At 37.2% G+C, this 17,721-nt stretch carries 18 protein-coding genes; 7 read left to right on the top strand and 11 right to left on the bottom strand.

Annotated elements, in window-relative coordinates:
* Nucleotides 1–107: 107 nt before the first annotated feature.
* Entirely contained in the window at nt 108–395 is a 288-nt protein-coding gene (locus tag DV417_RS06900) for a YfcZ/YiiS family protein (RefSeq protein WP_005628579.1), read from the top strand.
* Nucleotides 396–532: 137 nt separating this feature from the next.
* Complete coding sequence (gene purM, locus DV417_RS06895; RefSeq protein ID WP_118879202.1) at nt 533–1,570, top strand: phosphoribosylformylglycinamidine cyclo-ligase; 1,038 nt, start codon at nt 533–535, stop codon at nt 1,568–1,570.
* A 90-nt stretch (nt 1,571–1,660) separates the two neighbouring features.
* On the opposite strand, the gene cpdA is transcribed toward purM, so the two are convergent.
* From cpdA to DV417_RS06870, 5 genes are all read right to left on the bottom strand, one after another.
* A complete protein-coding gene (gene cpdA, locus DV417_RS06890) occupies nt 1,661–2,485 on the bottom strand; it encodes a 3',5'-cyclic-AMP phosphodiesterase (protein WP_118879201.1) in 825 nt (274 codons plus the stop codon).
* A gap of 9 nt (nt 2,486–2,494) precedes the next feature.
* A complete protein-coding gene (nudF, locus tag DV417_RS06885) occupies nt 2,495–3,127 on the bottom strand; it encodes an ADP-ribose diphosphatase (RefSeq protein ID WP_118879200.1) in 633 nt (210 codons plus the stop codon).
* A gap of 196 nt (nt 3,128–3,323) precedes the next feature.
* Complete coding sequence (gene xseA / locus DV417_RS06880) at nt 3,324–4,643, bottom strand: exodeoxyribonuclease VII large subunit (protein WP_118879199.1); 1,320 nt, start codon at nt 4,641–4,643, stop codon at nt 3,324–3,326.
* Between the two features lie 152 nt (nt 4,644–4,795).
* Entirely contained in the window at nt 4,796–6,010 is a 1,215-nt protein-coding gene (locus DV417_RS06875) for a ribosomal protein uL16 3-hydroxylase (protein ID WP_118879198.1), read from the bottom strand.
* Entirely contained in the window at nt 6,007–6,321 is a 315-nt protein-coding gene (locus DV417_RS06870; RefSeq protein ID WP_118879197.1) for an RnfH family protein, read from the bottom strand. Before DV417_RS06870 ends, DV417_RS06875 begins: the two co-directional genes overlap by 4 nt.
* A gap of 88 nt (nt 6,322–6,409) precedes the next feature.
* Here DV417_RS06870 and DV417_RS06865 point away from each other — a divergent pair, with 88 nt between their 5' ends.
* Entirely contained in the window at nt 6,410–6,826 is a 417-nt protein-coding gene (locus tag DV417_RS06865) for an EamA family transporter (RefSeq protein WP_046942114.1), read from the top strand.
* A 156-nt stretch (nt 6,827–6,982) separates the two neighbouring features.
* A complete protein-coding gene (locus DV417_RS09690; protein ID WP_420897220.1) occupies nt 6,983–7,102 on the top strand; it encodes a hypothetical protein in 120 nt (39 codons plus the stop codon).
* Nucleotides 7,103–7,277: 175 nt separating this feature from the next.
* On the opposite strand, the gene DV417_RS09685 is transcribed toward DV417_RS09690, so the two are convergent.
* Nucleotides 7,278–7,481, bottom strand: coding sequence for a hypothetical protein (locus DV417_RS09685; RefSeq protein ID WP_420897171.1), 204 nt, complete (start codon nt 7,479–7,481; stop codon nt 7,278–7,280).
* A 180-nt stretch (nt 7,482–7,661) separates the two neighbouring features.
* Between DV417_RS09685 and pth the strand changes: the two genes are divergently transcribed.
* From pth to DV417_RS06845, 3 genes are all read left to right on the top strand, one after another.
* Nucleotides 7,662–8,246, top strand: a complete 585-nt coding sequence (gene pth / locus DV417_RS06855; protein WP_118859730.1) for an aminoacyl-tRNA hydrolase — start codon at nt 7,662–7,664, stop codon at nt 8,244–8,246.
* Nucleotides 8,247–8,294: 48 nt separating this feature from the next.
* Nucleotides 8,295–9,386, top strand: coding sequence for a redox-regulated ATPase YchF (gene ychF / locus DV417_RS06850; RefSeq protein ID WP_005627284.1), 1,092 nt, complete (start codon nt 8,295–8,297; stop codon nt 9,384–9,386).
* A 74-nt stretch (nt 9,387–9,460) separates the two neighbouring features.
* Nucleotides 9,461–11,326, top strand: coding sequence for an acyltransferase family protein (locus DV417_RS06845; protein ID WP_118879196.1), 1,866 nt, complete (start codon nt 9,461–9,463; stop codon nt 11,324–11,326).
* Between the two features lie 42 nt (nt 11,327–11,368).
* Here DV417_RS06845 and rnd read toward each other — a convergent pair whose 3' ends face one another.
* Genes rnd through DV417_RS06820 form a run of 5 tightly spaced genes read right to left on the bottom strand, consistent with a single transcriptional unit; the run spans nt 11,369 to nt 17,519 of the window.
* Nucleotides 11,369–12,511, bottom strand: coding sequence for a ribonuclease D (gene rnd / locus DV417_RS06840; protein ID WP_118879195.1), 1,143 nt, complete (start codon nt 12,509–12,511; stop codon nt 11,369–11,371).
* Nucleotides 12,512–12,566: 55 nt separating this feature from the next.
* On the bottom strand, nt 12,567–14,255 hold the full coding sequence (gene fadD / locus DV417_RS06835; RefSeq protein ID WP_118879194.1) for a long-chain-fatty-acid--CoA ligase FadD: 1,689 nt from the start codon (nt 14,253–14,255) through the stop codon (nt 12,567–12,569).
* 42 nt (nt 14,256–14,297) lie between these two features.
* Nucleotides 14,298–14,849, bottom strand: a complete 552-nt coding sequence (locus DV417_RS06830; RefSeq protein WP_118776323.1) for a Slp family lipoprotein — start codon at nt 14,847–14,849, stop codon at nt 14,298–14,300.
* Between the two features lie 24 nt (nt 14,850–14,873).
* Complete coding sequence (gene tsaB / locus DV417_RS06825; RefSeq protein WP_046942119.1) at nt 14,874–15,584, bottom strand: tRNA (adenosine(37)-N6)-threonylcarbamoyltransferase complex dimerization subunit type 1 TsaB; 711 nt, start codon at nt 15,582–15,584, stop codon at nt 14,874–14,876.
* A 12-nt stretch (nt 15,585–15,596) separates the two neighbouring features.
* Nucleotides 15,597–17,519: a DNA repair helicase YoaA gene (locus DV417_RS06820; RefSeq protein WP_118879193.1), complete on the bottom strand. Its 1,923-nt coding sequence runs from the start codon at nt 17,517–17,519 to the stop codon at nt 15,597–15,599.
* Nucleotides 17,520–17,721 lie beyond the last annotated feature (202 nt).

The following is a 17,721-nucleotide window of genomic DNA, read 5'->3' as shown; positions in this document are numbered from 1 at the left end:
AGCGGGAACTTTTTACATTTAATGGGCTATTTTGTTCAATTTTTGTCATTTATGGAGAAAAAGAAAAATGATAAAATGTGCAAAAATATTCATATAAGGAAAAGAAAATGACCGTAAAATGCAAAGCAGAAGAATCCTTAACTTGTAGCTGTGTTGATGTAGGCACGATTATTGATGGCTCTGACTGCACCGTAGAAGTACATCAAGTTTATAACACAGAAGCTGATGCCAATGCAGCGCTTGAACGATTAACGAAGAAAGCGCGCGATACAGAAAGCGATCCTTGCGAAATTAAAAGCGAAATCGTGGCGGTTGAAAACGGTGTTCAACTAAATGCCTCTTTCACTTTTAGTTGCCAAGCAGAAGCGATGATTTTTGAACTGGCGAATCGTTAAAAACAATGTCAAACTCGACCGCACTTTTTCTAAAGTGCGGTCTTTTTTATCTCAAAATTTAAATCGCAAACGTTTGCTTAAACTGTTAAAATAAATCGCAATTTATTTTTCAATACTTATCGATATAGGAAAACACTGTGAGCAAACAATCATTAAGCTATAAGGATGCCGGAGTTGACATTAATGCTGGCAATGCCTTGGTTGAACGAATTAAACCTGAAGTGAAACGTACCACTCGCGCGGAAGTTATCGGGGGATTAGGTGGATTTGGCGCCTTATGTGCGATACCAAGCAAATATAAAGAACCAATTTTAGTATCAGGTACCGATGGAGTTGGCACGAAGTTACGCTTAGCCATTGATTTAAAAAAACACGACACCATTGGCATTGATTTAGTCGCTATGTGTGTCAATGATTTAGTCGTTCAAGGTGCTGAACCACTGTTTTTCTTAGATTATTATGCAACAGGAAAACTAGATGTTGATGTAGCTGCTGACGTTGTAAAAGGAATTGCTGATGGTTGTGTGCAATCGGGTTGTGCATTAGTAGGTGGTGAAACAGCAGAAATGCCAGGCATGTATCATGCAGGCGATTATGATTTAGCTGGATTCTGTGTAGGCGTTGTAGAGAAATCTGAAATTATTGATGGTAGCCGTGTAAAAAATGGCGATGCATTAATTGCCTTAGGTTCCAGTGGCCCACATTCAAACGGTTATTCTTTAGTTCGTAAAGTGATTGATGTCGCGGGCGTTAATCCTGCAACAGAACTACTTGATAATAAACCATTAAGCGAACATGTACTTGCGCCAACAAAAATCTATGTCAAATCCGTGTTAGCACTTATTAAGCAAGCTGATGTGCATGCGATTGCGCATTTAACAGGCGGCGGTTTCTGGGAAAACATTCCGCGAGTATTACCTAAAAACACCAAAGCTGTAATTGATGAAAAAAGTTGGAAATGGCCTTCCGTGTTTAATTGGTTACAAGAAAAAGGTAATATCGACACATATGAAATGTACCGAACCTTCAATTGTGGTATCGGCATGGTAATTGCGCTTCCTCAGGAGCAAGTCGAGACCGCATTAGCGATCTTAAAACAAGCAGGTGAGAATGCATGGTTAATCGGGCATATTGAACATGCTGAAGATGATGCAGAACAAGTTGTGATTGCGTAATAAAATCATAAAAAATGGTACACATTTACTGATGCGTACCGTTTCTAACTGGAAAAAAGTGCGGTGAATGTTCACCGCACTTTAGTTTGATTAATACCCTTCTTCTTGCATATTCGGCAAAAATTCTGCTTGCTGAATTCGCTTTACTTCCGTACGAATTGAACCATCTGAATATAGCTCAATTTCACGCCAACCAGGCTGTAACGTATCAAGAGAAAAATATTGGCAATCAGGTTTAAATTGAATACAAGTCGCTGGCGTTGCCATCACTTGATAACCATTCCATTCACTATTTACTTCTTGATGAATATGCCCATATAAAATAGCTTTCACATTGGTGAAAGGCGCAAGCACTTCTGCCAACTCATGAGAATTACGAAGATTATGTTGATCAAGCCATGCGGAATTCGTTGGTAATAAATGATGGTGTAATACAACCAACGTATAGCGTTCAGGATTTTTTTCTAAGGTTTCTTTTAATAAATCGAGTTGATGCTGGCTTAGCTGTCCATGTGGCACACCATAAACTTGGCTATCCAACAATAAAGCTTGCCAATGTTCGCCTAGTAGAAGATGTTTTGCCCCATCCATTGGCGACTGATTTAAGAATTCCGCCATTTTAGGCTGAAAATCGTGATTTCCCGGAATCCAAAACACAGGTTTATTGAAAGGTTTCATCATTTCTACAAAACGAGTGTAACCTTCATCACTACTATCCTGAACAAGATCGCCTGTAGCAAGAATCACATCAAATTCGTTATTTTCTTGCTGAATTTCCTTTAATACTTGAGCAAAACTTGCTTGTGTATTTACCCCCAATAATTCCGCACTTTCATCTTTAAATAAATGGGGATCCGTAATTTGTAATAACTTAATAACAGGCTTTTCCGCCTGATAAACAAACGTATTTTTCATTAATGCCCCCTAACTACATTTCCAACTTTGTTGTAACTGAGCATAATTTAACTGAAGCCACTGCAATCCAATCACTGCAATTCCATTATCAATTTCCCCCTCGCACATCCATTGATACGCCTGTTCACGTTTTACTACGTGTACTCGAATGTCTTCATTTTCTTCAGCCAAACCGTGAATACCTTTTGCTTGTGAACTATCAACCTCACCGGCAAATAAATGAATTCTCTCTACAGTTCCACCTGGGCTATCCCACACACTTAAGCAATGCGTTAAATTTTTTACTTGAATCCCGGCTTCTTCTTCACTCTCACGCAAAGCAACCTCTTCTGGCTTTTCACCTTTTTCCACCATCCCCGCAATTAATTCGAGTAACCAAGGCGAACGATGAGATTCAGGATAATAAGCCGCGCCAATACGAACTTGTTCAACTAAAATCACCGAATCTTCTTTTGGATCATAAGCGATGACAGCAGAGGCCGCACCTTTAATAAGTAATTCACGCGTTACCACACCGCTTTCGCCACCAGCAAAAAGCTTATGTTTAAATTGAATTCGTTTGAGTGTGAAAAAACCTTCATACAAAGTTTGTTCACCCAATATTTCTATATCTTGTTGGCTAAAGTGTTGAATTTCTGACATCTTTTTCTCCAAAACTGCGCGCAAAATCATACGCTTAAAAGACTACAAAAAAAATAGAAGGTTTCCACTTTTTGTTGAAAGTTTGAAGTGAGTCACAAAAAAACAAAATGCCATGATTATTTATTCAACAATCACAGCATTCTTTTTTAGAAGTAAATGAAACAGTATTTCACTCCATTTTTACAAAATAGGCATCCTATAAAACTTTACTCATAATTTTTCCATCAGCCACTTGGGTTGTAATTAAGTCCCCTTGATTAACATCTTTCACGCTAACAATGGCTTTACCTTGCGGGTTCTCCGCAATGGAATAACCTCTTGCCAATACCTTCAACGGGCTTAAGCCATCCAGTTTTCCACATAACGTTGCCAGTTTATTTTGACGCTCCGTCACTTGGCGATTTACGCAAAAATTTAACCGCACTTGCAACTGCTCTAAGCGTTGTTGATGACGTTGTACTCGATATGGCAATGGATTTTGTTTCAAACGAGAAGAAAGTGCGGTCAATTTTTGTTGTGTATTTTCAAACTGACGCAACATAGCAAGTTGTAAGCGATACGTAAGCTGTTCATTTTTCTCTTGTTGAACGCGTAACTGATTCTGTGGATGTTGATTTTGCAATCGTAAAATTAGCTGTTTCAAACGCTGGCTTTTTCGCGTAAATAAACGATCAAATGCCATATCTAAACGTTGCTGTTGATGGCGAAGTTGTTGCAATAATTCATCTTGATTACGACTAACTAACTCAGCCGCAGCAGAAGGTGTCGGCGCACGAAGATCTGCAACAAAATCAGCAATCGTCACATCTGTTTCATGACCTACCGCACTGATAATGGGTAAGGTTGAACGAAAAATCGCTCGCGCCACTTCTTCTTCATTAAAACACCAAAGATCTTCTAATGAACCACCACCACGCCCCACAATTAATACATCCACTTCTTGTCGCGCATTAGCAAGTTCAATCATTTGCACAATTTCTGCGGTCGCCTCTTTGCCTTGAACCGCTGTGGGATAAATAACAACTTTTAAACTTGGATCACGACGAGCCAAAATATGCAAAATATCTTGTAAGGCCGCACCTGTAGAAGAAGTAATAATCCCAACTGCTTTACTAAAGTGCGGTAAATTTTTCTTAAGATTTTGAGCAAACAATCCCTCCGCAGCCAACTTCATTTTTAATGCTTCAAACTGCTGCTGCAACAGGCCTTCACCGGCTGGATGCATAGAATCAATAATAAGCTGATAATCACCACGAGGCTCATATAAACTCACATTGGCACGCACAAGCACTTGCATCCCATTTTGCGGACGAAAAGCAACACGCAAATTTTTCATACGAAACATCGCGCAACGCACCTGTGCATTTTCATCTTTCAGCGTTAAATACCAATGCCCAGACACGGGTTGCGTAAAATTGGAAATTTCACCCGTTAGCCAAATTTGGGAAAAATTCCCTTCTAGCATCTGGCGAGCAGCCGAATTTAGTTGAGAGACGGAATAAATATTGTCTGACATAGTTTGTTATAGCTTAAAAGTTAAAGGTAATCCCCCTCTTTAGCAAAGAGGGGGAAGGGGAGATTTGGCAGAAGTAAAATCAACCTCGTAAGTAATTAAACATCGTTATCAAACATCCCCCCATTCCCTCTTTTCTAAAGAGGGGAGCTTGATTATTCTATAATTACCCAACCATCATCAACCCAATTACAAATTGAATCCAACAGTAAATCCATTGAGGTTTCGGGATCTTCGGTTTCATTCACTAAATTAAATAGAAATGCCCAATCCAAACTTTCACCATCAGACAAGCGTTTCAACACTTCGGTCTCAATCACATTAAGCTCATCTAACCACTCGCCATTAGCATAAATTCGCAGCGGATTTTCGGTGTAAAGTAATTTACAATTGTTGTCTTGAGAAAGGAATGCCCCATCCTCTTCTAAAATTGACCGCACTTCATCAGGATCGCTCATTTCATCAGAGACTAATAACTCGTAACGGCGAGAACTCACTGCACTTGCTACGGCTTGCTTAAACAATGCATCAAAAGCTTCTGAATGAGCCAATTTATCCAATAAAAACTGTTTCATCGCTTGAATATTTTCATCCGCAAGTTTACCTGTACGTTGTTCAGACTGGCTTAAACGTATCGGCAAATCAAACTCGCTTAAATTCAAATCAGGATCTTGATGACAAAAACCTTCGCTTATCCCATCAATCAAATTGCTTAAATTTGGATAACGCAAGCCAAAAGAAAAGGTTAAACAATCATCTTCAGCCACACCATAATGTGCCATACGGGCTGGAATATAGAGAATATCGCCCGGATTCATCACTTCATCAATCACCAATTCGCCCATATCGTCAAAAATTCGGATTGGCTGATTTGGTTTAAATTCGGTACTTGGATCACACCATTTACCTAATTGCCAACGTCGATGGCCATATCCTTGCACCAAGAATACATCATACTCATCATAATGCTTACCAACAGAGCCTCCTTTCGGCGCGTAAGACACCATAATGTCGTCACGTTGCCATTGAGGAATAAAGCCAAATTTATTCCAAAGTTGTCCTAATTCAGGCGACCATTGCTCCAAATTTTGAACTAACACCGACCATTTTTCTGGTAATTTTTGAAAATCCTTCTCGCTTAAAGGGCTAAAAAAAACTTTCCAATCATCATCAGAAAATGTCTTCACTAAACGAGCAGTAACATCTTCATTTTGTGCAAGCTCAATAATATCTTGTGGCTCAAACTGCCCAACGATTTCGGGCAAACCGTTACGAATCACAAGTGGCTTTTTCTGCCAATAATCACGTAGAAAAATTTCTGGCGAGATATGTTCAGGTAAACAAAAATCAACAGATGAAAGTGCGGTCATTTGTAAGCTCCTTTTTCTTTGTCTTTGGCTGCAGCTTGCTCTGCTGCACGTTTACGGCGAATTTCTTTCGGATCAGCAAGTAATGGACGGTAAATTTCAATACGATCGCCCTCTTTTAATACATCAGTCAATTTTATTGGACGACTGAAAATCCCAATTTTATTTGTGCTCAAATCAATCTCTGGAAATTGGCTTAAAATCCCTGATTGCGTAATCGCAGTCTGCACGGTAATGCCTTCATCAACTTGAAAAGATTTCAAATAATAACGTTCGGGCAAAGCATAAGCGATTTCAATGTTAATCTGGCTCATCTTTATTTCTTCATCAAAAAATTTTGGGCTATTATAACGGATATAGTGAAAAAGTGCGGTCAGTTTTAACGATAAATAAGGAAACAAAATGAATTGGGTATTTTTTGCCGTTGGCTCGGCATTTTTTGCAGGCTTAACGGCGATTTTAGGCAAACTTGGTGTGGACGGGATGAATAGCAATCTCGCTACTTTTATTCGCACCATCGTGATTTTACTAATCACCGCTGGTATTATTTCCGCCCGCAACGAATGGCAACTACCACAACATATCGCCGCCAAACCTTTCACTTTTTTAGTTTTATCAGGCATCGCCACTGGGCTTTCTTGGCTTTGTTACTATCGAGCCCTTCAACTTGCCCCAGCATCTTGGGTCGCCCCAATTGATAAATTAAGCGTGGTCATCGCGATTATTTTAGGCGTGGTTATCTTAGGCGAGCCGTTGAGCTTGAAATTAGTCGCAGGCAGTATTTTGATTTTATCGGGTGTATTAGTTTTAGCGTTATAATACTTGTATTACATTAAGTACATTTTCAATATTTTAAGAATATATTATGACGCTTACAATAAGATAATCTAACGAACTTCATCATCGTCTTGATCATCTTCATTACAAATCGGCTGAGCAAAATCCTATTATGTAAAAGCAGCACTTGAAGCTTATATGGAGGATTTGGAAGATATGGCAAATGCGGTTATTGAACGTGTTCGAGCCAGAAAGGAAAAAGTGTATTCACTTGAAGATGTAGAACGTGAACTCGGTTTGGACAATTCTTTTCGGTGAAACAGCTAAAAAGCAATTAAGTGATGATTACTACAGAATTAGAGTTGGGATATTACTTAAAAATTTATTATTAGTAGATTAGTTTAAGTAGGCGTGTAAACATTATTCTTTACACACTAATGTATTAAAAGAAACCTATAGTATTCTTTATAGGTTTGTTCTTAGAATTTTTATTTCAAAACTTCTCTTTTACTTTCTCATATTCTTTTAGTTCATCTAAGGATAATGAAGGTGATGTATTAGAAGTTGTTTCAATTAAAATAGACTGAGATATTTTACTATTATTTTTTAGAGCCTTTCTTGAAGCTTCATCACAGAGAAATTTTATATCACCTGAAACAAAATTTTCCGTTAAATTAGCTAGTTCATTATAATTAATAGAGTCATCAATAGATCGTGATTTTAAATAATGCTCGAACTATTTTAGAGCCAAAAGAGAAAGAAATTACACTTCTAAGTGCTTTATTAGAAGCAGTGAAATCAAAATAAGTGATGTAGATTGAGACTTTAGGGCTTTTTCGCTACAATACGCCACTATTTTTTACATCATCAAATAAAAATGTCAGAAATAAAACTTATTGTTGGTTTAGGAAATCCTGGCGATAAATATACCGATACACGCCACAATGCGGGCGAATGGCTTATTGAACGCTTGGCACGTCGTTTTAACGTTTTGCTAAATCCAGAAAGTAAATTCTTCGGAAAAACTGCCCGCACTTTAGTGAATGGAAAAGAAGTGCGCCTTTTAGTACCGACAACTTTTATGAATTTAAGTGGTAAAGCGGTTGGGGCATTGGCAAGTTTTTACCGTATTAAACCTGAAGAAATTTTAGTGATTCATGATGAATTAGATTTACCGCCAGGCACAGCAAAACTCAAACAAGGTGGCGGGCACGGTGGACACAACGGCTTAAAAGATATTGTGGCTCAACTAGGCAATAACAATAATTTCTACCGTTTACGTATTGGCATTGGGCATCCTGGCCATCGTGATTTAGTGGCAGGTTACGTCTTAAATAAACCCTCACCGGCAGATCGCGATGCACTTGAAAAAGTGCTAGATGAAGCGACTGATTGTGTAGAAATGATTTTCAAAGATGGAATGGTCAAAGCGACCAACCGTTTAAACAGTTTTAAAATTTAAAAATGCGGTTAATTTTACAACCGTTTTACTCAAAATAAGGGAAAAATTATGGGATTCAAATGTGGTATTGTGGGATTGCCAAATGTGGGCAAATCTACTCTTTTTAACGCGCTCACTAAAGCTGGTATTGAAGCTGCAAACTATCCATTCTGCACTATCGAACCAAATACTGGTGTCGTGCCAATGCCAGATCCGCGTTTAGATGCATTAGCAGAAATCGTTAAACCTGAACGCGTATTACCTACCACAATGGAATTCGTGGACATCGCAGGCTTAGTTGCGGGAGCAAGTAAAGGTGAAGGCTTAGGTAACAAATTCCTCGCTAATATTCGTGAAACCGATGCGATCGGCCACGTCGTTCGTTGCTTTGAAAATGACGATATCGTGCACGTTGCGGGGAAAATTGACCCACAAGATGACATTGATACCATCAATACCGAATTAGCCTTAGCAGACTTAGACAGCTGTGAACGTGCGATCCAACGTTTACAAAAACGTGCCAAAGGTGGCGACAAAGAGGCTAAATTTGAACTTTCCGTTATGGAAAAAATTCTTCCTGTACTTGAAAATGCGGGAATGATTCGCTCTGTTGGGTTAGACAAAGAAGAATTACAAGCAATCAAGAGTTATAACTTCTTAACTTTAAAACCAACAATGTATATCGCAAATGTGAACGAAGATGGTTTTGAAAATAACCCATATTTAGATCGCGTTCGTGAAATTGCTGCAAAAGAAGGGGCTGTGGTTGTTCCAGTATGTGCGGCGATTGAATCTGAAATTGCGGAACTTGATGATGAAGAAAAAGTCGAATTTTTACAAGATTTAGGCATTGAAGAACCGGGATTGAACCGCGTCATTCGTGCAGGTTACGCACTTTTAAATCTTCAAACTTATTTCACTGCTGGCGTAAAAGAAGTACGAGCTTGGACAGTTTCAGTTGGCGCAACCGCACCAAAAGCAGCCGCAGTAATCCACACCGACTTTGAGAAAGGCTTTATCCGAGCAGAAGTTATAGCTTATGAAGACTTTATCCAATTCAACGGTGAAAATGGTGCAAAAGAAGCGGGTAAATGGCGTTTAGAAGGCAAAGATTACATTGTACAAGATGGCGATGTAATGCACTTCCGATTCAACGTGTAAAAACACATAAAAAAATAACCGCACTTTTGACGCATAAATCAAGGTGCAGTTTATATTTTATTATAAGGAATATTATGTCATCTATTAAATACCGCCCAGAAATTGATGGGTTACGAGCAATCGCGGTTATTTCTGTCATTATCTATCATCTTAATGAAAACTGGTTACCAGGCGGTTTTCTTGGGGTAGATATTTTCTTTGTTATTTCTGGGTTTCTGATTACAGGTATTATTATCACAGAAATTCAACAGAATTCTTTTTCGTTTAAGCAATTTTATACTCGACGAATTAAACGAATTTATCCTGCTTTTATTACAGTAATGGCATTAGTGTCTTTCATTGCGTCTGCTATTTTTATTTATAATGATTTCAATAAATTAAGAAAAACGATTGAATTAGCTATTGCATTCCTATCTAATTTCTATCTAGGATTAACACAAGGTTATTTTGATTTAAGCGCGAATGAAAATCCTGCATTGCACATTTGGTCATTAGCCGTAGAAGAACAATACTATCTTATTTTTCCACTTATCCTAACTTTAGCTTATAAAAAGTTTAGAGAAATTAAAGTATTGTTTATTATAACGCTAATTTTGTTTTTTATCTTACTTTCTACTTCTTTTATTCCAGCTTCTTTTTACAAAGAAGTATTGCATCAACCTAATATCTATTATTTATCTAACCTAAGATTCCCTGAATTACTTGTGGGATCGTTACTAGCAATTTATCATTGCTCAAACAAGATTCAATTAAGCACGCAAGTAAGTAATATTCTGGCTATCTTAAGTACATTATTATTATTTTCCTGCTTATTTTTAATGAATAATGATATTGCATTTATTCCGGGTGTAACTTTAATTCTCCCTTGTATTTTTACAGCATTAATTATTCATACCACATCTCAAAATAATATCATTAAATTATGTTTATCTAATAAAGCTATAGTGTTTATTGGAAAAATTTCTTATTCACTCTATTTATACCATTGGATTTTTATTGCACTAGCTTATTATATAACGGGTGAAAAACAAATTAATAATCAATCTATTGCTATAGTAACAGCATTAACAATAATATTTTCAGTTCTAAGTTATTATTTAATCGAACAGCCAATTAGAAAATTGAAACTAACCTTTAAACAAAGTTTTCTTTATATTTATTTTATTCCTTCTCTTTTACTATTAGGATTTAATCTTTATAAAAGACAAACAATACGAGCTGAAAAAGAATACATTGAACAAGCAATTCCTGTTTCTAATGAAAATCATTATCCTGCTAAGGTTATCATTCTAGGTGATTCTCATTCTGCACATTTAGAAGCTTTTCTAAATTATGTGGGGAATAAAGAAGGCTGGAAAGCAGATATTTTCAAAGATAAATTTGAATGTAGCTTTATTGTGAATGATAAATACCAATTAGATCCTAATTGTCAATCTGTGTGGCAGAAAGATTCTCAATATAAAGCGATATTTATTTCAGCATTTTATGACTTGAAAATGGGCGGACAACCAGTACCTCGCTTTAGACCCGAAACTTTCATTGAACCAGACTTTAAAGTGCGTTTTAAAAATACAGTGAAACAATTAGCTATGCAAAAACCAGTATATGTTTTTGCTAATAATAGTTCAGTAAGCCGTTCTCCACTGCGTGGATATTTATTAGAAAATTATGGACTTGAAAAATATTTGACTCCAATTCATCGTATGGGCGATATTGATGCTAGTAACAAAATCATTCACGATTTAGTCAAAGATATACCTAATGTTTATTGGGTAGATGCTCAACAGTATTTACCCAAAGATAGCGTTATGGCAGAAGGAAAATATTTGTATGCTGATCAAGATCACTTAACAAATTTTGGTGCTTACTATATGGCAAAAGAATTTAGTAAATACCAACGAGTGATGACACCTGAACAAGTGAAAAAACTCTACGAGTAAAAACTAAAAGCGTTGAGCTATTTGCTCAACGCTTTTTTATATTTACTTAAGTACATCAACTAACTTTTCACCAATAGGTTTTCGCCATCCAATCAGCAACTCTGGTCGTTTTTCTTGAGAACAATCATATTTCCACACCCATTTAATCAATTCTTCCAAAGTGCGTTTACTTGCAACGATTTCAGGGGTTAAACCTTCTGGTGTTAAGCTATTTACTTTTTCTTGCAACAATCGAATTGTTTTTTTATAACGAGGATCTTCAGAAATACGTTCAATAGGTTTTGGGTAATCATTAGGTGAAACGCGTCTTGCTTGAGCAAGCAATTGTAAAATCTTTTTACCACGTACACGTACTTCATTTTCAGTTAATCCCATTTCTAACATTTCAGATGTATTACGTGGATTATTCTTTGCCACTTTCCAAAGATTATCTGATTTCACAATATAAGAAAGTGCTAAATCACGTTCTATTCCGACGTTTTGTCGCCACTGCGCCAAAATTCTTAAACGAGACAATTCTAATGGATTTAATTTCCAAGCATTTGAAATATTTAAATACGCTTTTTCTGAATCTCTCTCTTGTAATTTATGCGTTTTAGCAAGAGCAAGTTCGCAATCATCAATTACGGCTTGTTCCCAAGGTGTTTTCGCTAACTCTTTTTCAAGAATATGATAAAGCGGCAACAAATACCAAACATCCCCTGCCGCATATTGAAGTTGAATATCAGAAAGTGGGCGTTTGATCCAATTCGTCCGTGTTGCGCCTTTATCGATTTCTACATTTAAGTATTGTTGTGCTAATTTTGCCAATCCTACTGACGTGCCAAGTCCAAGAAAGCGCGCCATAATTTGCGTATCAATCATTGGGCCTGGAAGCTGATCAAATTCTTGTAAGAAAACTAATAAATCTTCACTGCAAGAATGTAAGATTTTTAATACCTTAGGATTGGATAACAATGCAACAAAAGACGAAAAATCCGTAATCGCTAAAGGATCAATTAAAGAGACGCGCTCGCCATCATAAAGTTGGATTAATCCCAACTTAGGAAAATAAGTGGATACACGCATAAATTCTGTATCTAGGGCAACCGCACTTTGCTGCTGAGCCAAATTGCAAATTTCCAATAGCGAAGTATTATCCGTAATAACCGTAAAGTGCGGTGGATTTTGACATTCTTTTATCATAGTGATTTTTTATTTAAAAAGAACAAAAATGGGATATTGCTATCCCATTTTGACATTAATGTTTTGAACGTTTTGCGATCTCTTCATCGCGTAAAACCCGACGTAAAATCTTACCTACATTAGTTTTTGGCAGTTCGTCTCGAAACTCAATTTCTTTTGGTACTTTATAGCCTGTGAGATATTGGCGACAATGGTTTCGAAGTTCATCTCGGGTTAAACTATCATCCTTTTTCACCACAAATACTTTAATCGTTTCACCAGAAACTTCATGAGGAACGCCGATTGCCACAGCCTCAGCCACTTTGTAATTCAGCATAACGACATCCTCAATTTCATTTGGATAGACATTAAAGCCAGAAACCAAAATCATATCTTTTTTACGATCTACAATGCGTAAGCTATATGATTCATCCATAATGATAATATCACCAGTTGCCATCCAACCATCTTTTAAAACTTCGCTAGTTGCTTCTGGTCGTTGCCAATAACCTCGCATGACTTGTTCACCTTTCACCCATAATTCACCGGGTTCGCCAATTTTTGCTTCTGAACCATCATCTTTAATGATTTTTATATCAGTATTTGGCACTGGTACACCAATAGTGCCATTATGTTTCACAACATTAATCGGACAAGCGGCGATTAATGGTGAACATTCCGTCATTCCATAACCTTCAATGATGTTACAGCCCGTCAATTCATGCCAACGTGTTGCTACAGACTGTTGAATAGCCATCCCCCCACCAACAGAAAGTTTTAAAGCTGAAAAATCAACTTCTTTGAAATTTTCATTATTTAACAAGGCATTAAATAAAGTGTTTACACCAGTGATCGCCTCAAAACGATATTTTTTCAACTCTTTCACAAATCCCTCAATATCTCTCGGATTGGTGATTAAGATTGCCGTTACACCTAACTCTAAAAATAATAAGCAGTTCACCGTTAAAGCAAATACGTGATAAAGAGGCAAAGCTAAAATAGCTGAGCGAGTGCGAGAATGATCGCCGATAAATGGCTCTGCAATCCATTTTGCTTGGAATACATTGGTTATAATATTTCCGTGCGTCAGCATCGCGCCTTTCGCTACACCGGTTGTGCCGCCAGTATATTGTAAAAAGGCTAAATCTTCGCGTTCCATTTCAGGGCGAACATATTGGCGATATTTACCAATACTCAACACTTCGCGGAACGTCACTGCGTGCGGTAATTTATATTTCGGCACCAGTTTTTTCACATATTTCACAACAAAATTGACTAAAGTACGTTTACCAAATGAAAGTTGATCGCCCATTCGGGTAAGAATAACGTGTTTGACATTGGTATTGAAGACGACTTTTTCTAAGGTAGAAGCAAAATTTGATACCACGACAATCGCTACCGCACCACTATCTTGCAACTGGTGCTCTAATTCTCTGGGTGTATAAAGAGGATTCACATTTACTGCAATTAAGCCAGCCCGTAAAATACCAAAAAGTGCGATAGGATATTGCAATAAATTTGGCATCATTAATGCCACGCGATCTCCACGCTGAAGTTTAAATTCATTTTGCAAATACGCGGCAAATGCACGACTGCGCTCTTCTAATTTACGAAAAGTAAGTACTTGCCCCATATTAATATAAGCGGGGCGATCTGGATGTTCGCGCACAGCTTTGTCGAACATATCTAAAATAGATTCATATTTTGAGGTATCCAGAAATTTTTCAGAACCTTCTGGATAATTTTGAAACCAAATTTTTTCCATTTTTTATCCTAATTTGTTGGAAAATTTTTAAGATTTTATCATTTAATTCAAATAATAGCGAATTTCAGGCTGAACATACCAAGGGCGATGTCTCCATCTAAAAAATCCCCAATCATCATCTTCATCCCAATCATCTGTTGGATAATCATAAGTGGTACTAAGTGTCCAAATACGGTATTTATCAGGTTGAATAACAGGATAAGTATAATCAGCTTGTTCGATCTTGCCTTTCTCAGTTCCAGCTAATAGCCCGCCCACAGTAATATAACGTTCCTTTAAATTTTCAGGGTCCACAAAGCCGTTGAAATACACAATAAAACGGCCATCTGATTGAAATTCAACAAATGGTTTACCTGAAATTGATGATACCGGTAAACTTAACACTTCAATTTTTGTTCGATTTGGTAAAACAGTCGCCTGAACAATTTTCCCTCCAAGTCGAACAGTTTTACAATGACAAGTTAAATTCTGAGGGGAAATCTCGCGATAGGAATTAATAGAGAATCTCTCTTCTTCTAACCCTTTCGGCGGTGTCATACAGCCTGCCAATCCCAAGCAAAGTGCGGTAAAAAATAAGGTAATTTTTCCTTTCATTTTCTATCCTCCAGTTATTTAAACTTATTCACGCCCTGGTAATTTTTTCCAAGTAACTTCGTTCCGTAAATAAATCGGTTCAATCTCTAAAGCTGAAATTGTGCGTTTCTGCAAGTATTCTACTCGTGCTAGCTCCAGCATATATAAGGCATTAGGCAACGCTATATCTGAGCTTGTTAGATTTTTTTCAGTAAATTGAGAATACGCAGCCCAACCAGTCCCGACTCTAAATGCATTATCATCTCGAAGCTGTTTAATTGCTTGTTCTGGCGAACAAACTTGTTCAGTTATGATTTCTCGCCATTGAAAAAATTCCCCGATATCAGACCGCACTTTTTCTCTCATTAATTGAGAAAAATAAACTTCATTCATTCTGGCATCAATCGCTGCAACGACATTTTCTGCTTGATGTAATTCAAATGCAGCCTGTGCCATCGCGGTTAAATTTGAAATAGGAATGACGGGCAAATCAGCACCAAATGCTAAACCTTGTGCAATCCCAGCGCCAACACGAACTCCAGTAAAACTACCAGGCCCACGCCCAAAGGCGAGGGCATCAACTTGATTTAAACGTAAACCTGAATTTGCCAAAATTTCATCAATCATGGGTAAAATTCGTTTGGTATGAGTGCGTTGAGCAAGTTCATTAATATGTGTTTTCTCACCATGATGAAATAAAGCGACTGAACAGGCTTCAGTTGAAGTATCTAGCGCCAATAAAGTTAAATTTTGCATTATTATTCTCGTTTATTTATTTTGTAAGAATTGTATCACTTTGTTGAGATCACGGGTACGACTTGAGTTAGGTAAACTTTTCAAAAAAGTTTCGCCATAATTGCGCATCACCAATCGATTATCACAAATAATCACAACGCCACGATCGGTAACATCACGAATTAAACGCCCAACACCTTGTTTCAACGTAATCACCGCTTCAGGAATTTGAATGCCATTGAATGGTTCGCCACCTTGCAAACGACAATCCTCAATACGGGCTTTTAACAAAGGTTCATCTGGTGCAGTGAAGGGAAGCTTATCAATGATGACTAAAGAAAGTGCATCGCCTCGCACATCTACCCCCTCCCAAAAGCTAGAAGTTGCCACCAAAACGCTATGCGTTTCTTTTATAAATTGCTCGAGTAATTTGCCTTTTGAGGTCTCGCCTTGTAATAAAATTGAAAGATGACTTTTTTCACGAAAATACTCTGCTAAACCACGCATCATTGAATAAGAAGTGCAAAGAACAAAGCAACGCCCTTTGTTTTCTTCAATCACAGGTAATAACATTTCTCCTAGTGAGCTTAATGTATTAGCCTGATTCGTATTCGGCAAATATCGAGGCACACAAAGTAAAGACTGTTCAGAATAATTAAAGGGACTCGGTAAAATTTTTTGTGTAGCATCTTCAATGCCTAAACGTTGGCAGAAATGATTAAAGGTTCCACCTACTTCTAATGTCGCGGATGTGAATATCCAAGCAGCTTCTTTAGCTTCGAGCTGAGCACCAAATTTATCGGCCACCGTCAATGGCGTAATATGTAAACCAAACTGGCGACCATTTCCTTCATACCAATAACAATAACCCACAATATTTGTTTCAGATAAACGCTTGAGCTGAATTTTAATGGATTCAACACGCTCAAAAATACTGTCTAAAGTTTGGGAACGACCAAGTGCTAATTTTATTACTTCAGATAAAAAATCTATTTTCTCTTGTAATAATTCAAAGGCTTTTTTCACCGCACTTTGCGTGTAAAGTTCACGCCAATTTCCTCGAACATTACTCCCATTACCCAGTAATAAACGAAAATCTTGTACAATCTTCAGTAGGGTATCAGATGTTGTGCCAAGCTGCAGCATATCTTTAAGTTCTGTGCGATAGACAATATTAATATCCTTACTCAAATCAAAAAGCTGACGTGATGTCAAAGATTGACCAAAATATTGACTCGCAATATCTGGTAACTGATGAGCTTCGTCAAAAATAATCACTTCTGCATTCGGAATGAGTTCTCCAAAACCACTTTCTTTCACGGCCATATCTGCAAAAAATAAGTGATGATTAACTACAACCAAATCAGCATTTAATGCTTTTTTACGCGCACTTGCTACATAACATTCTGAATAATTAGGGCAATCTGTACCTAAACAGCTTTCCGCTGTACTCGTCAGTTGAGGAATAATAGGGCTATCTTCTGCAAGCTCAATACATTCTGTAAAATCACCTGTCTTAGTGCTGTTATTCCATTTACGTACTTTGCTTAATTCAGCTAAAACAGACTTATCTCCAAGCACACCTTGAGCAATAACTTGATCTAAACGCTCTAAACAAAGATAGTTTGCTCGACCTTTTAACAACGCTATTTTTCCCGTGAAATTAAGGGCGTTTTTAATAGCAGGAAGATCTCGATTAAAAAGCTGATCTTGAAGATTTTTAGACCCCGTTGAAATAATTGTTTTTTTACCAAACACTAGAGCAGGAGCCAGATATGCAAAGGTCTTTCCTGTACCCGTTCCTGCTTCAATAACAAGGGAAGATTTATTTTGAATTGACTCGCCAACAGCATGTGCCATTTCAATCTGCTCAGTTCGAGGTCTAAAACCTTTGATGCTTTGACTTAATTCGCCATCAACAGAGAAAATATTAGAAATGCGATCTTGATAATTCATTAAATTAGAAAAACATAAATTTTTATTAGTTTAACAAACTTATAAAAAATCGTATATGAAGATATCCGTTTTATTAAAACTAAAATTAGACTCTTATTTCTTTAAATAATAAGTAAATTCCCAAAAATAAAAACCCCAGCTTTTCAACTGGGGTTCTTATCTTTTATTCTACTCTGCTTTATTCTATTTATGTATTTGGTAA

It is taken from the genome of Haemophilus haemolyticus (assembly GCF_003490935.1).
Lineage (GTDB): Bacteria > Pseudomonadota > Gammaproteobacteria > Enterobacterales > Pasteurellaceae > Haemophilus > Haemophilus haemolyticus_M.
This window is presented reverse-complemented; position numbering and strand designations above follow the sequence as displayed.

Coding starts and splice junctions, on each gene's coding strand:
- DV417_RS06820 (WP_118879193.1), bottom strand. CDS start 17,519: ATGAATTATCAAGATCGCATTTCTAATATTTTCTCTGTTGATGGCGAA.
- DV417_RS06900 (WP_005628579.1), top strand. CDS start 108: ATGACCGTAAAATGCAAAGCAGAAGAATCCTTAACTTGTAGCTGTGTT.
- DV417_RS06830 (WP_118776323.1), bottom strand. CDS start 14,849: ATGAAAGGAAAAATTACCTTATTTTTTACCGCACTTTGCTTGGGATTG.
- DV417_RS06870 (WP_118879197.1), bottom strand. CDS start 6,321: ATGAGCCAGATTAACATTGAAATCGCTTATGCTTTGCCCGAACGTTAT.
- DV417_RS09690 (WP_420897220.1), top strand. CDS start 6,983: ATGGAGGATTTGGAAGATATGGCAAATGCGGTTATTGAACGTGTTCGA.
- DV417_RS06875 (WP_118879198.1), bottom strand. CDS start 6,010: ATGACCGCACTTTCATCTGTTGATTTTTGTTTACCTGAACATATCTCG.
- rnd (WP_118879195.1), bottom strand. CDS start 12,511: ATGATAAAAGAATGTCAAAATCCACCGCACTTTACGGTTATTACGGAT.
- fadD (WP_118879194.1), bottom strand. CDS start 14,255: ATGGAAAAAATTTGGTTTCAAAATTATCCAGAAGGTTCTGAAAAATTT.
- pth (WP_118859730.1), top strand. CDS start 7,662: ATGTCAGAAATAAAACTTATTGTTGGTTTAGGAAATCCTGGCGATAAA.
- cpdA (WP_118879201.1), bottom strand. CDS start 2,485: ATGAAAAATACGTTTGTTTATCAGGCGGAAAAGCCTGTTATTAAGTTA.
- DV417_RS06865 (WP_046942114.1), top strand. CDS start 6,410: ATGAATTGGGTATTTTTTGCCGTTGGCTCGGCATTTTTTGCAGGCTTA.
- xseA (WP_118879199.1), bottom strand. CDS start 4,643: ATGTCAGACAATATTTATTCCGTCTCTCAACTAAATTCGGCTGCTCGC.
- nudF (WP_118879200.1), bottom strand. CDS start 3,127: ATGTCAGAAATTCAACACTTTAGCCAACAAGATATAGAAATATTGGGT.
- DV417_RS06845 (WP_118879196.1), top strand. CDS start 9,461: ATGTCATCTATTAAATACCGCCCAGAAATTGATGGGTTACGAGCAATC.
- tsaB (WP_046942119.1), bottom strand. CDS start 15,584: ATGCAAAATTTAACTTTATTGGCGCTAGATACTTCAACTGAAGCCTGT.
- ychF (WP_005627284.1), top strand. CDS start 8,295: ATGGGATTCAAATGTGGTATTGTGGGATTGCCAAATGTGGGCAAATCT.